This is a genomic window from Microbispora sp. H10949 (assembly GCF_014161435.1).
In the GTDB taxonomy this organism is placed as follows: Bacteria; Actinomycetota; Actinomycetes; order Streptosporangiales; family Streptosporangiaceae; genus Microbispora; species Microbispora triticiradicis.
This window is the reverse complement of record NZ_JABBWZ010000006.1, coordinates 439,764-452,950: the sequence shown is the minus strand read 5'-3', so window position 1 is coordinate 452,950 and position 13,187 is coordinate 439,764. Positions and strand designations below refer to the sequence as shown.

The following is a 13,187-nucleotide window of genomic DNA, read 5'->3' as shown; positions in this document are numbered from 1 at the left end:
CGCGCCTCACCGGACGCGACGCGTGAGCCGCTCGGTGAGCACCGCCAGCGCCTCGGCCGCCTCCGGCGTGATCGGGCAGTCGCGCAGCGCCGCGAGCGCCTGGCCGGTCCGCTGGACGATCAGCTCCTCGACCCGGTCGAGCGCGCCGGTGTCCACGATGATCCGCCGCAGCTCCGCCGCCCGCGCCTCGTCCAGTGCGGGATCGCCGTGCCAGGTGCGCAGCAGGTCCCGTTCCGGTCCGCGGGCCCGCGCGGAGGCGTACGCCATGAGCACGGTCCGCTTTCCCTCGCGCAGGTCGTCGAGGACGGGTTTGCCGGTGACCGAGGGATCGCCGAAGACGCCGAGGACGTCGTCGCGCAGCTGGAACGCCTCCCCCAACGGCAGGCCGAAGCGGGAGTAGGCCTCCAGCAGGCTCTGCGGGGCCCCGGCGAGCGCCGCGCCGATCTGCAGCGGGCGCTCCACTGTGTAGCGCGCCGTCTTGTACCGGATCACCGTGAGCGCCTGCTCGACCCCGTCGTCACCCCGGGCGTGCGCCAGCAGGTCGAGGTACTGACCGGTGACGACCTCGGTGCGCATGCGGTTGAAGAGGTCGCGGGCCGCGCGGGCCCGCACGTCGGCGGGCGCGGCATCCGCGAGCAGTTCCTCGGCCCAGGCCTGGGCGAGCACGCCCAGGAGGATCGCCGCGGACTGGCCGAACGCCTCTGCCGCCCCGAACCGCCCCGGCCGCGCGAGCCCCCGGTGGATCGTCGGACGTCCCCGGCGCAGCTCGCTGCCGTCCATGAGGTCGTCGTGGATGAGAAGACCGGCGTGGTAGAGCTCCAGCGCCGCGCCGGTGGCGACAACCGCCGCCTCGCGAAGCTCCTCACCGCCGGCGCCCCGCCAGCCCCAGTAACACAGCAGAGGCCGGACCCGCTTGCCACCCTCGATCACGAATTCACGCAGCAGGCGGTATCCCTCGGCCACGTCGTGGTCGCCGACCGGAGGGCGCCGCGCGTCGAGGAAGTCGGACAGCAGTTCGTCGACCCGCCGCCGGACCCGGCCGGTGATGCCGGTGATGGACGTGTCCACGATCTCCGCCGTCATGGTCGGCCTCCTCGTCGGCGCGCCGGTCTCCCTGCGGAAAGTTACTTAATGAGCACGCAAAGTAGAACCACGCGTTCCGATAGTCGGAACTTCTCCCCGGTTCACCCCGTGATCCGTCACATCACGCGAAAACCGGCTCCGCGGAGCGGCGCCGAGCCGCCCGGCCGATCGCGGAGTGGTAGGCGCTGGCGAGGGTGTCTCGGGAGGTGAGGGTGTCGGGGCGGTCGGGGCCCAGCACCGCGCGGGCCCGCCCTTCTCGGGGCGGCCCGCACGGCTTGATCACCCGGGCAGTTCCGAAAACCACCAATTCATTAAAGAACGAGGAGAGGTAACACGTTCGTCACTCCGGGCGACACTTCTCGGGCTGGGCAGCAGTCTGGAGACATGGCGCAGGCGAGGGATGGTTCAGCACCGGCGCCCCGGTCACGGATGGGGCGGGGGATGGCGATCGCGGCGATCGTGGTGCTGGCGGGTCTGCTGGTGGTGGGGCTGGTCGGGTTCTTCGCCGATCCGTTGCATCTGCCGCCACAGGTGCTGGAGGTGCTGGATCAGCGCGCGAGCGTGGTGAGCATGTTCATCGGCTCCGCCGGTCTGGTCGTGGCGGTGGTGGCCCTGCTGCTGCAGGTGCGCGCTGACGTGAGGCAGGCGGCCTCCCAGCCGGCCGCAGCAGCGCCTGCCGTGCCGGGCGTCCCGCAGACGCCACCGGCGGGATCACCCGTACAGCGGACCGTGTCCGGCGGTGAGCGGCACAGCTATGGCGGCGACCACATTGAGTTCCACGGCAACGCCTTCGGCGGCACAGTCGTGGGCAAGCAGGTGACCGGGCCCACGCCCCCGACGCCCACCTTCGTGGACGGGGATAGCGATGACCGGGGATGAGCCGCCCAGCGGCACCGCCGGGGACCACATCGAGTTCCACCACAACCTCATCGAAAAGGCCGTCGGCGTCGAACACCATCACCACTACCCGCCCCCACCGGAGCGGGCGCCGGGTCAGATCGTCGAGGGAGACATCCCGCAACGCCCGCCTGGGTTCCAGCCGCGCGAGCAGCTGCTGCGCCGCCTGGCCGTCCTGCTGGACGATGGGCCCCCCGCGAAGCACGCGGACGCCGGCAACGGCGGGGCGGTGGCGATCTGCGCGGTGGCGGGCACCCCGGGTGTGGGCAAGACGATGCTGGCCGCCTCCTACGCCTGGGCCTGCCAGGCGGCGGGCTGGCCGGTGGTCGCCTGGATCGCCGCCGAGAGCACCGACCAGATCGTGACCGGGCTGGCCGCCCTGGCCGAGCGGCTTGGCCAACGTCGGCCCGACGACGACGCCGCCACGGCCGCGGCCCGGGCCAGATCCTGGCTGGCCGCCACCACCCGGCCCGCGCTGCTGGTCTTCGACAACGCCGCCGACGTCGCCGTGGTGCGCCGCTGGTGCCCGGCCACCGGCGCCACCCGCGCGCTCATCACTACCCGCAACCGTGCCTTCCTGCGCTCCTATCAGCCACTCGAGGTCGGCGTGTTCACCCTCGACCAGGCGCAGGCTTTCCTGCACCGGCGTACCGGCCTGGACGACCCTGGCGGCGCCGCCGAACTCGCCACGGAGCTGGGACACCTGCCGCTGGCGCTGGCCCAGGCCGCCTCCGTGATCGCCCGCCTGCATCTGGACTACCCCAGCTACCTGGACCTGCTGCACGCCTTCCCCATCGGCGACTATCTGCCCGCCCACGACGGCGACGCCTACCCGGCCGGCACCGCCCAGGCCATCATGCTGTCGATCACCCAGGCGGAGGCGTCCCTGCCCTCGGCCCCGCACCTGCTGGCGATGCTCTCGGTGCTGTCGCCGGCGGGCATCCCCCTGACGGTGCTGTCGGCCGGGAGCAAGGCCGGTAGCCACCCGGTGCACCTGCGGGAAACGCTCGCCGCCCTGGCCGATAACTGCTTGATCTCCTTCAGTGAGGACGGCGCCACCGTCCTGATGCACCGCCTGGTGCAACGCGTGCTGCGCGAACGAGCCACCCACCACGGCCACCTGTCTGCCGCCCTCGCCCGGGCCGTCGGCCTGCTCCAGGCTTTCAACGCCACCCTGCCCTACGGTGCCGGCAGCTGGGCGGCCCGCGCCCAGGTCGAAACGCTGATCGACCAGACCAACACCGTCTATCACTGGGCCCTCGCCGGTGGCGACCTGCCCACCGAGCTGCTGGCTCTACGCGGCTGGTGCGGCCGGTACCTGTACGACCTGGCCGACCTCACCCGCGCTATCCCCTTGTTCGAGGCGACGCTGGCCGACCATGAGCGGGTGCTGGGCGCCGATCACCCCTCCACCCTGGCCTCCCGCAACAACCTCGCCGGCGTCTACCGGGAGGCGGGGAATCTGGGCCGGGCCATTTCGCTGTTCGAGGCAGCCTTGGCCGGCCATGAGCGGGTGCTGGGCGCCGACCACCCCGACACGCTGACCTCCCGCGGCAACCTCGCCGGCACCTATCGGGCGGCGGGCAATCTGGGCCGGGCCATCCCCCTGTACGAGGCCACCCTCGCCGGGCGGGAGCGGGTGCTGGGCGGCGACCACCCCGGCGCGCTGACCATCCGTAACGACCTCGCCCACGCCTATCAGGCGGCGGGGGACCTGGGCCGGGCCATCCCCCTGTACGAGGCGACGCTGGCAGACTGCGAGCGGGTGCTGGGCGGCGACCACCCCCACACGCTGATCTCCCGCATCAACCTCGCCACCGCCTACTGTGCGGCGGGTGATCTACGCCGGGCCATTCCGCTGCTGGAGGCGACGCTGGCAGACTGCGAGCGGGTGCTGGGCGGCGACCACCCCCACACGCTGCAATCCCGCATCAACCTCGCCCACGCCTACGAGACGGCGGGGGACCTGGGCCGGGCCATCCCCCTGTACGAGGCGACGCTGGCCGACCGCGAGCGGGTGCTCGGCGGCGACCACCCCGACACCCTGACCTCCCGCAACAACCTCGCCCACGCCTACCACGCGGCGGGCGATCTACGCCGGGCCATCCCCCTGTACGAGGCCACGCTGGCCGACCGCGAGCGGGTGCTGGACGCCGACCACCCCGACACCCTGACCTCCCGCAACAACCTCGCCCACGCCTACCACGCGGCGGGCGATCTACGCCGGGCCATCCCCCTGTACGAGAGCACGGTGGCCGACCGCGAGCGGGTGCTGGACGCCGACCACCCCGACACCCTGACCTCCCGCAACAACCTCGCCCACGCCTACCACGCGGCGGGCGATCTACGCCGGGCCATCCCGCTGTACGAGAGCACGCTGGCAGACTGCGAGCGGGTGCTCGGCGGCGACCACCCCCACACCCTGACCTCCCGCAACAACCTTGCCGGCGCCTACGAGACGGCGGGGGACCTGGGCCGGGCCATCCCGCTGTACGAGGCCACGCTGGCCGACTGCGAGGGGGTGCTCGGTGCCGACCATCCAACCACTCGTACCGTGCGGAGAAATCTTGAGGCGGCTGCCGCGGCCACTCATCGTGGCGCTGGAGGGCGGAGGCGAGTACCCCCGAGGCGGGGGAAGTACCCCTCATCGTGAAGTGGAAGCGAAGGTCGGCTTCATTCAACGATCGTTTCTTGAAGGCCCATCGGAAGGGCTCGCGAAGGGCCGGAAAACCCTTCAAAAACTCCTTCTATAACCTGTGCCTTTCAACAACGCTCGAAGAGCGTTCGTTGAAAGGAGGGCGGGTGTTACCAACGCCTTGGACCTGCCCGCCGACCCGCTGGCCGCCTTCCCCGCCCACCGCGCAGAGATCCGCATCGGCTACGCCCGCGTCTCCGCCAGGGTTCCCGGAGAGGAACGGGTGTTCGCGGCCGGCGGCAACCCCTCGTACGACGAGGACAGCCAGGGATGGCTCTGGACGCGGAACTGAGACCTGCCGGCGCGCAGGGTCAGCCCAGGCGCCGGCCGTGCCGGTCGCGGGCCTTCAGCCGTACGGTGGGCATCTCGGGCGCGGGCAACCGCTCCTGCCCGCCGGGGACGACGCCGAAGCGGGCGCCGCGCGCCCAGTCGTCGCGGGCCGCGGCGATCTCCTCGTGCGAACGGCCGACGAAGTTCCACCACATCACCAGGGGTTCCTCGAACGGCGTCCCGCCCAGCACGAACAGCCGCGCGGGCCCGGTGGTCTCCAGCGGCACGCCCTCACGGCCCTGCCCGAGGTAGAGCAGCGACCCCGGCGACAGCGTCACCCCGGCCACCTCCGCCGTACCGGACATGGCCAGCACCGCCGTCTCGAAGGCCGGGTCGACCGGCAGCCGGTGTCGTCCGGCGCCGCCGAAGAGCACCTCGACCCCGAGCAGCGGGGTGTGCGCCAGCGCGGGCGACCGGGCCGCTCCCACCTCCCCCACCACGACGGTCACCGTGACGTTCCCGTCGGTCAGCACGGGCAGCGCGGCGTGGTGCTCGAACCTCGCCTCGCCGTGCCGGGCGTCCTCCGGCAGCGCGACCCACAGTTGCAACCCGTGCATCCCCGGAGGGTGGTCCGGCGGCGACTGCTCGGAGTGGGCGATCCCGTGGGCCGCGGTCATCAGGTTGAGCTGTCCCGGCACGATCGCCTGGACGTTGCCGAGACTGTCGCGGTGCAGGATCTCCCCCTCGGCGAGCCAGGTGACCGTCTGCAGTCCCGTGTGGGGATGCGGCGGCACCCGCATGCCCGGCCGGTCGCGCACGTCGTCCGGGCCGAAGTGGTCGACGAAGCACCACGCGCCGACCATCCGGCGCGGGCGCTGCGGGAGCAGCCGGCGCACCGTCGTGTACCGGCCGAGCGGCACGTCGTGGCCGGGCAGGAGCACGCTCTCCGGCATCGGCTCGGCGGCGACCGTACAGCCGTAGAGCGCGGGCTCCCCTGGGCTCAGCGGCCCGGCGGTCACCCGGCCGCCTCGTCGCCGTCGAGCGAGAACCGGGCCCGCCGGTCGGCCGGCACCAGATCGAGGTACTCCGGGTGCCGCGCGATGTACCGCCGTACGAACGGGCAGTACGGCAGGACCGACAGCCCGGCGTCGCGCGCGGCGTCGAGCGCGGCGCGGACCAGCACCGAGCCGAGACCGCGGCCCTCGAACGAGGAGTCGATCTCGGTGTGGGTGAAGGAGATCGTCTGCCCGTCGAGCCCGTAGTCGGCGAAGCCGGCGAGGACGCCGTCGACGGTGATCTCGAAGCGGCGCGCCTCCGGATTGTCGGCGACCTTCGGGTCTGTCTGCTCCATCGGTTGTCCGTCCTTCCCAGATCGTCACGCGGCGATGGTCGCGTGCATCTCCCACACGAGGATCTCGGCGGGCTCGGTCGCGGTGACCTTCTGCCCGCCGGTGGCGGTGAACCGTACGGCGTCGCCGGTCTCCAGCATGCCCGCACCCTCCAGGGTGACGGCGCCCCGGGGCACGAAAAGGTGCAGGAACGGCGCCTCCGGCAGCTCCACGGACTGGCCGGGCTCCAGGCGGGCGGCGTGCAGCGCGGCGTACCGGTTCTTGATCCGGATGGCCGCGGCGCCGTCGTGCTTGTCCATGCCGGAGGCGACCGGCACCAGGCCGCCGGCCAGCAGGTCGCCCTCGATCTCCAGCTGCTCGTACCCGGGGGTGATGCCGGGCTCGTCAGGGACCACCCACATCTGGACGAAGTGGACGGGCTCGTCGTGGGCGCCGCCGCCGGTCAGCCGCCAGGAGTCGTTCTTCTCCGAGTGGAGGATGCCGGTGCCCGCGCTCATGCGCTGGGCGAGCCCCGGGTAGATGACGCCGGAGTGCCCCTCGGAGTCCTGGTGGACCAGCGAGCCCCGGAGCACCCAGGTGACGATCTCCATGTCCCGGTGCGGGTGCGTCTCGAAGCCGGTGCCCGGATGCACGGTGTCGTCGTTGTTCACCAGCAGCAGGCCGTGGTGGGTGTTGCCGGGGTCGTGGTGGCCGCCGAACGAGAACGAGTGCTTGGAATCGAGCCAGGAGATGCGGGTGGTGAAGCGCTCGGCCGCCCTGCGGACGTCCACACGGGGGGTCAGCCTGGTCGTGGTCATCGGAACCCTTTCCTCGTCGCCATGTAGATGATGCATCATCTACTGGTGCCCCACAACATAGATGACGAGTCATTGATTCCGGATACCCTGGGCGGCATGAACAGCCCACGCTGGCTCGACGCGGACGAACAGCGCGCCTGGCGGGCCTACCTGCGCATGCAGGGGCGTCTCACGGCCCGGCTCAACCGGGAGTTGCAGGCCGGTTCCGCCCTCTCCCTGGCGGACTACGAGGTCCTCGTGCACCTCACCGACAACGCCGACGAAAGGCTGCGGCCGTTCGAGCTGGAGCGCGGCCTCCAGTGGGAGCAGAGCCGCCTGTCCCACCACCTCACCCGGATGCAGCGGCGCGGTCTCGTCCGGCGGGAGGAGTGCGAGGAGGACGGCCGGGGCGCGTTCGTCGTGATCAGCGAGGAGGGCCGCCGGGCCATCGCCGCCGCGGCTCCTGGGCACGTGGCGACCGTGCGCCGCCTGTTCTTCGACGGGCTCACCCCCGAGCAGGTCGCCGCGCTCGAACGGCTGGCCACCGACGTGCTCGCCCGCCTCGACGACAACAGCCCCGACGACGACCCCCGCCCCGGCCCCGGCGACGGACTCAGCTGATCAGGCCCTCGGGGAAGACGACGCCGGCGACGCCGGGGACGGTCCTGACGACCATCTCGGCGATGCGGGCCGACCGCTCGTCGCCCGGGCCGTACAACTCGACGACGCCGTTGCGCACCGCCGCGCCGAAGTGCGCCGTGTCGGCGCAGTCGCGCAGCGCCGCGAGCACGTCGTCGCGGATCCGCTCGTCGCCCTGGACCAGCAGTCCCATCAGGTCGCGCCGGCTGACGATGCCGACGAGGTCGTCGTCGCGCACCACCGGGACGCTCTTCACCCCGGTCGTGATCATCAGGTCCAGGAGGTCCATGACGTCGGCCGTGTCGCCCACGGTGGCGACGCGCGGCGTCATGACCTCCTCGACGAGCGCGGGCGGCCTGCCGGTGGGCAGGGCCTCGGGGCGCAGGAAGGCCCGGGGTTCGCTCTCGAACTCGCCGCGCAGCAAATCCATCTCGCTGACGATGCCGACCATCCGTCCCGGCCGTTCGACCACCGGCGCGGCCGTGATGTCCTGCTCGTACAGCAGGCGGACGGCCTGCCTGATCGTCGCCGTGCGCCGCACCGTCACCACCGGCGCCGTCATGATCTCGCAGACCAGCATCGTGATCACCTCCTACCCGGCCGGCGCGAGGACGAGCGTCCCGCCGGGCGCCGGCCCGGTCCGCGCGCCGAACCTCCGGCCGATCCGGTCGAGCGTCCCGCGCAGCCACTCGCGGTCCTCGTCACCGGCGCGACGCAGCCGCATGCGTACGGCCCGCATCGGCGCCATCCGCAGTTCGCGCAGCCGCCCCGACGCGGCCTCCACCGTCGCGAAGTACAGCAGCCGCAGGTCGTCGCGGTACTCCTCATAGCCGGTGATGCCCTCGTAGTCGTCGATGAAGTCGCCGCAGCCGTAGAGGATCAGCCGGTCCCGGTACACCTCGGCGGGGCGGGGGTGGTGCGAGGAGTGGCCGTGGACGAGGTCGACGCCCCCGTCGACCAGCGCGTGCGCGAACCCGCTCTGGTCGTCGCCGACCTCGTAGCCCCAGTTCGACCCCCAGTGGACGGAGACGACCACGACGTCCCCCGGCCGCCTGACCCGCCGTACGCGCTGGATCATCTCGGCCGCGGCGGCGGGGGACGGCGCCGGGAGGAAGGCCACGCCGGGCCGGTCCCGCCGGGCCGCCCACCCGCCCGGGACGCCGCTGGACGGCATCGCGGCCGCGAACACCAGCACGCGTCCACCGCCGGGAAGCGGCACGGCCGCGGGCCGCCGCGCCTCGTCCTCGTCACGCCCCGCCCCGGCCTGGCGGAGCCCCGCCGCCGCCAGCGCGCCGAGCGTCTCGGTGAGCCCGCGTACGCCGAAGTCGAGCACGTGGTTGTTGGCCAGCACGCAGACGTCCGGGCGGGCCACGGCCAGCGCGGGAAGGTTGGCGGGGTTCATCCGGTAGTGCACGGCCTTGTCCGGCGCGAAGTCGCCGGACCGGGTGACGCTCGTCTCCAGGTTGAGCACCCGGACGTCGGGACCGGCCTCGTCCAGCGCCTCCAGCGCGTCGCCCCAGGGCCAGGAGTATCCGGCCGGGCGCGGGATCGGGCCGTTCGCCGCCTCCGCCAGCTCGACGTACGCCCCGGCGTCCCGGAGGTGCGGCTCCCGCAGGGCGGGATCGCCGGGATGCGGGAGGATCTGGTCGACGCCGCGCCCGAGCATGACGTCCCCGCACAGGAACAGGGTGACCGGGTCTCCCGCCGCCGGCCGCATGTCAGCCCCCCGGCGGCCGTGACGGCGACGGCGGCGCGGCGTGCCACGTGCCGTCGGCGTGGCCCGCACGCTCCGCGGCAGGGCTCCGTCTTCCGCAGGTCACACCCCGATCCTCCCCCGTAACCGGCCGCGCCACCACGGCGGGGAGGGGTGGTCAGCCCACCCGGCAGAGGATCTCGCCGTGCACGACGCTGAACCAGCCGTCCGCGCTCGCGCCCCACTCCCGCCAGCCGTCGGAGATCCGCCGCAGGTCGTCCTGGGTGGCGTGGCCGCCCTCGATCACCCGGCTCGCGTAGGCGGACTGGAGGGTGCGGTCGGCCCACAGGCCGCTCCACCACGCCCGGTCCTCGGGGGTGGCGAAACACCAGGTGGACGACGACGAGGTGATCTCGGTGAAGCCGGCTTCCCCGGCCCAGGAGCGCAGGCGCCGACCGGCGTCGGGCTCGCCGCCGTTGGCCCGGGCGACCCGGCGGTAGAGGTCCAGCCAGTCGTCCAGCGCGGGGACCAGCGGATACCAGATCATGCCGGCGTAGTCGGAGTCGCGCGCCGCGACGATGCCGCCCGGCTTCGTCACGCGCCGCATCTCGCGCAGCGCGCCCACCGGGTCGCCGACGTGCTGGAGCACCTGGTGGGCGTGCACGACGCAGAATGAGGCGTCGGGAGCGCCGAGCGCGTGCACGTCGCCGGTCGTGAAGCTCACGTTGGCGACGCCGCGCCGCGCCGCCTCCTCCCGGGCCTGCTCCAGCACGCCGGGCGCGTTGTCGAGGCCGACCACCTCGCCCTGCGGCACGTGCCCGGCCAGGTCGGCGGTGATCGTGCCGGGCCCGCACCCGACGTCCAGGACGCGCATGTGGGGCTTCAGCGCGCCCAGCAGGTACGCCGCGGAGTTGGCGGCGGTGCGCCAGCGGTGGGAACGCAGGACGGACTCATGGTGACCGTGTGTGTAGACGGCCGTTTCGTGTGCCATGCCGTCACTATTCCAGGCGTCTCGTCATTTGAGCAATTATGTCTCATATTCAGAGACGGCATGGAGAGACGCCGGGGCCGCGTTGATTTCCGGCGCCGGGCGCGGGCATGGTGATCGCATGACCAGCGATGAGGTTCGCGACGGAGTCACGCTGACCAACCTCGACCGGCCGTTGTTCGACGGCGCGGGCGCGGCCAAGCGCGACCTGGTCGACTACCTGGACGCCGTACGCGACCGGATCGTCCCGGTGCTGCGCGACCGGCCGCTGTCCGTCGTGCGGGTGAGAGAGGGCCAGGCGCCGTTCATGCAGAAGAACGTGCCCTCGTACGCCCCGGACTGGGTGCGGACGGTCACGATGTGGGCCGAGTCCTCCCAGCGGCGGGTGTCGTACGCGCTGTGCGACGACCGGCGGACCCTGCTGTGGCTCGCGAACCAGCGGGCGGTGGAGTATCACCCCGCTCTCGTCCACGCGGGTCACTGGGACCGGCCCACCCACCTCGTGCTGGACATCGACCCGCCGTCGGCCGAGGCGTTCCCCCGGGCCGTCGGCGCCGCCCGCCTGGTCGCCCGGGCGCTCGCCGACGCCGGGCTGTCGGGCGCGGTGAAGACCAGCGGGGCCAAGGGCCTGCACGTGTTCGTGCCGCTGGAGGGCGAGACGACGGAGGACGTGGCCGCCGCCACCCGCGCGCTCGGCGTCCGGGCCGAACGCCTCGATCCCGCCCTCGCCACGACGGCGTTCATCCGGGAGGACCGGGGAGACCGGGTGTTCGTCGACTCGACCCGGTCCGGCGGGGCGACCGTCGTCGCGGCCTACAGCCCCCGTGTGCGGCCCGGCGTCCCCGTCTCCTTCCCGGTCGCCTGGGACGACCTGGACCGGATCACGCCCGGCGACTTCACCGTGCGCACGGCGGCGCGCCTGCTACGCGACGCCGATCCCTGGGCCGACCTGATGCCGGAGCCCCAGCGACTCCCCCGCGACCTCGTCGAGGAGGGCCACACGATCCCGGTCGCCCGGGTGCAGGCCATGCACGAGGGCAGGCGCCGCGCCCGCGCCCGCCGCGGATAGCCGGCCCGGACGGTTCGCGGGCCGCCGGCACCCGGCTCGGCGGGCCCGGCGGGCTCGGCGGGTCAGTTGGCGACAGGTTGTTGCTATATTCGCGACATGCCGTCGCCAAACTCGCGTCAAAGCTGGCTTCCCCTCGTCGTGCTCGCGACCGGGGTGTCGATGGTGGTCATCGACGCCACGATCGTGAACGTGGCGGTGCCCGCGATCCTCGCCGACCTGCGCCTCGGCGCGACCGACGTGGAATGGATCAACTCCGTCTACTCCCTGATGTTCGCGGCGCTGCTCATCCCGTTCGGGCGGATGGGCGATCTCCACGGCAGGCGCCGCCTGTTCGCCCTGGGCGTCGCGGTCTTCCTGCTGGCCAGCATGCTGGCGGCGCTGTCGGTGAACGGGCCCATGCTGATCGCCGTACGCGCGGTCCAGGGCGTGGGGGCCGCGATGGCCGTCCCGATGACCCTCGCGATCATCAACCAGATCTACATGGGACGGCAACGGGTGATCGCCTTCGCCGTCTGGGGCTCCATCATCGGCGGCATGGCCGCCGCAGGCCCGCTGGCGGGAGGCTGGCTCGTCACCGAGTACGGCTGGCGCGCCGCGTTCTGGATCAATCTGCCGATCGCCGCGCTGCTCCTGCTCGGCTCGCTGCGGGTGCCCGAGTCGCGGGCCGGGCACGCGGCGGGCGCCGACCTCGCGGGCCTGGTCCTCGCCGTGACCGGCACGACCGGTGTCGTCTTCGCGCTGATCGAGGGCCAGAAGTACGGCTGGCTGGCGCCGCGCCGGACCGCGGACCTGTTCGGCCTGCGCTTCGAGAGCGTCTCGCCCGTGCCGTTCGCGTTCGGCGCCGGCGTCGTCGCGCTGGCCACCCTCGTCGTGCTCGAACGGCGGCGCGAGCGCGCCGGGCGGCCCGTCCTGGTCGACCTGACGCTGTTCGAGCTGCCGAGTTTCCGGTACGGCTCGATGGCCGCGGTGATCGTGGCGCTGGGCGAGTTCGGCATGATCCTCGTGCTGCCGCTCTTCCTGCAGTCCGCGCTCGGCTACACCGCGTTCCGCGCCGGGCTGGTCATCGCGGTGCTCGCCCTCGGGACCTTCCTCGCGGGCGGCCTGGTCCCGGCGTTGTCGAAGCGGTGGTCGCCGCGCGCGATCGTGCGGGCGGGCCTCGGCATGGAGGCCGTCGGCGCGGCCGGGATCGGCCTGTCCCTCACCCCCGGCATGGGCCCCTGGCGGCTCGTGCCGTGGCTGCTGCTCTACGGCGCGGGCATCGGTTTCGCGACGGCCCAGCTCACCGGCGTGCTCCTCGCCGACGTGCCGGCCCGCCTCTCCGGCGGGGCCTCGGCCCTGCAGAGCACGATCCGCCAGCTCGGCGCGGCCCTGGGGGTCGCCGTCCTGGGCGGAGTGCTGGTGGCCGGGCTCGGCTCGGCCGTCGAGCGCGGGCTGGCCGACCGGCCCGAGCAGCTGCGGGCGGGCGTGGCGCGCGTCGTCGAGGAGAGCGCCGGCGCCGCCATCCCCTCGATCCGCGATCCCGCGATCCACGCGGCGGCGGTCGAGGGCGCCGCCGAGGCGACCCGCAGGGTCGCGCTGATCACGGCGCTGGCGCTGCTGGCCGGGGTCGGCGCCACGCTTCTCCTCCCCCGTACGCCGGCCTCCCCGGACGAGCCGGACGAGCCGGGGGAACCGGTGGCGGCGGCGGGGCCCGATACTGGAGGGCGCGACCCGAAGACGTAGCAGCCC

General features: G+C 73.1%; 13 protein-coding genes. 6 read left to right on the top strand and 7 right to left on the bottom strand.

Annotated elements, in window-relative coordinates; genetic code table 11:
• Nucleotides 1-6 precede the first annotated feature (6 nt).
• Nucleotides 7-1,083, bottom strand: a complete 1,077-nt coding sequence (locus tag HHX40_RS18520; RefSeq protein ID WP_182881557.1) for a polyprenyl synthetase family protein — start codon at nt 1,081-1,083, stop codon at nt 7-9.
• Nucleotides 1,084-1,524: 441 nt separating this feature from the next.
• Between HHX40_RS18520 and HHX40_RS18510 the strand changes: the two genes are divergently transcribed.
• From HHX40_RS18510 to HHX40_RS18500, 3 genes are all read left to right on the top strand, one after another.
• Nucleotides 1,525-1,962, top strand: a complete 438-nt coding sequence (locus HHX40_RS18510) for a hypothetical protein (protein ID WP_182881555.1) — start codon at nt 1,525-1,527, stop codon at nt 1,960-1,962.
• The gene (locus tag HHX40_RS18505; protein WP_182881554.1) at nt 1,949-4,633 is read left to right on the top strand and encodes a tetratricopeptide repeat-containing protein; all 2,685 of its coding nucleotides are present in this window, start codon (nt 1,949-1,951) and stop codon (nt 4,631-4,633) included. The genes HHX40_RS18510 and HHX40_RS18505 overlap by 14 nt, the downstream gene beginning before the upstream one ends.
• Nucleotides 4,634-4,796: 163 nt before the next feature.
• Entirely contained in the window at nt 4,797-4,967 is a 171-nt protein-coding gene (locus HHX40_RS18500; protein WP_182881553.1) for a hypothetical protein, read from the top strand.
• 19 nt (nt 4,968-4,986) lie between these two features.
• Here the strand turns inward: HHX40_RS18500 and HHX40_RS18495 are convergent, their stop codons facing one another.
• Genes HHX40_RS18495 through HHX40_RS18485 form a run of 3 tightly spaced genes read right to left on the bottom strand, consistent with a single transcriptional unit; the run spans nt 4,987 to nt 7,091 of the window.
• A complete protein-coding gene (locus tag HHX40_RS18495; RefSeq protein ID WP_310738175.1) occupies nt 4,987-5,964 on the bottom strand; it encodes a pirin family protein in 978 nt (325 codons plus the stop codon).
• Entirely contained in the window at nt 5,961-6,296 is a 336-nt protein-coding gene (locus tag HHX40_RS18490; protein WP_182881552.1) for a GNAT family N-acetyltransferase, read from the bottom strand. The genes HHX40_RS18495 and HHX40_RS18490 overlap by 4 nt, the downstream gene beginning before the upstream one ends.
• Before the next feature lie 24 nt (nt 6,297-6,320).
• Nucleotides 6,321-7,091, bottom strand: a complete 771-nt coding sequence (locus tag HHX40_RS18485; protein ID WP_182881551.1) for a pirin family protein — start codon at nt 7,089-7,091, stop codon at nt 6,321-6,323.
• A gap of 96 nt (nt 7,092-7,187) precedes the next feature.
• Between HHX40_RS18485 and HHX40_RS18480 the strand changes: the two genes are divergently transcribed.
• Nucleotides 7,188-7,691, top strand: a complete 504-nt coding sequence (locus HHX40_RS18480; protein ID WP_182881550.1) for a MarR family winged helix-turn-helix transcriptional regulator — start codon at nt 7,188-7,190, stop codon at nt 7,689-7,691.
• Here the strand turns inward: HHX40_RS18480 and HHX40_RS18475 are convergent.
• The 3 genes from HHX40_RS18475 to HHX40_RS18465 all read right to left on the bottom strand — a co-directional run bounded on the left by HHX40_RS18475 (nt 7,684) and on the right by HHX40_RS18465 (nt 10,393).
• Nucleotides 7,684-8,289: a CBS domain-containing protein gene (locus tag HHX40_RS18475; protein WP_259403733.1), complete on the bottom strand. Its 606-nt coding sequence runs from the start codon at nt 8,287-8,289 to the stop codon at nt 7,684-7,686. The two genes, HHX40_RS18480 and HHX40_RS18475, sit on opposite strands and share 8 nt — an antisense overlap.
• Before the next feature lie 12 nt (nt 8,290-8,301).
• Entirely contained in the window at nt 8,302-9,426 is a 1,125-nt protein-coding gene (locus HHX40_RS18470) for a CapA family protein (protein ID WP_182881548.1), read from the bottom strand.
• 154 nt (nt 9,427-9,580) lie between these two features.
• Nucleotides 9,581-10,393 (bottom strand): class I SAM-dependent methyltransferase, encoded by an 813-nt coding sequence (locus HHX40_RS18465; RefSeq protein ID WP_111700907.1) that lies wholly within the window; start codon nt 10,391-10,393, stop codon nt 9,581-9,583.
• 118 nt (nt 10,394-10,511) lie between these two features.
• Here HHX40_RS18465 and HHX40_RS18460 point away from each other — a divergent pair, with 118 nt between their 5' ends.
• Nucleotides 10,512-11,459 (top strand): DNA polymerase domain-containing protein, encoded by a 948-nt coding sequence (locus HHX40_RS18460; protein ID WP_182881547.1) that lies wholly within the window; start codon nt 10,512-10,514, stop codon nt 11,457-11,459.
• Nucleotides 11,460-11,555: 96 nt separating this feature from the next.
• Nucleotides 11,556-13,181 carry an MFS transporter gene (locus HHX40_RS18455; RefSeq protein WP_182881546.1) on the top strand — a complete coding sequence of 542 codons (1,626 nt, stop codon included), beginning with the start codon at nt 11,556-11,558 and terminating at the stop codon, nt 13,179-13,181.
• The last annotated feature ends 6 nt before the right edge of the window (nt 13,182-13,187 follow it).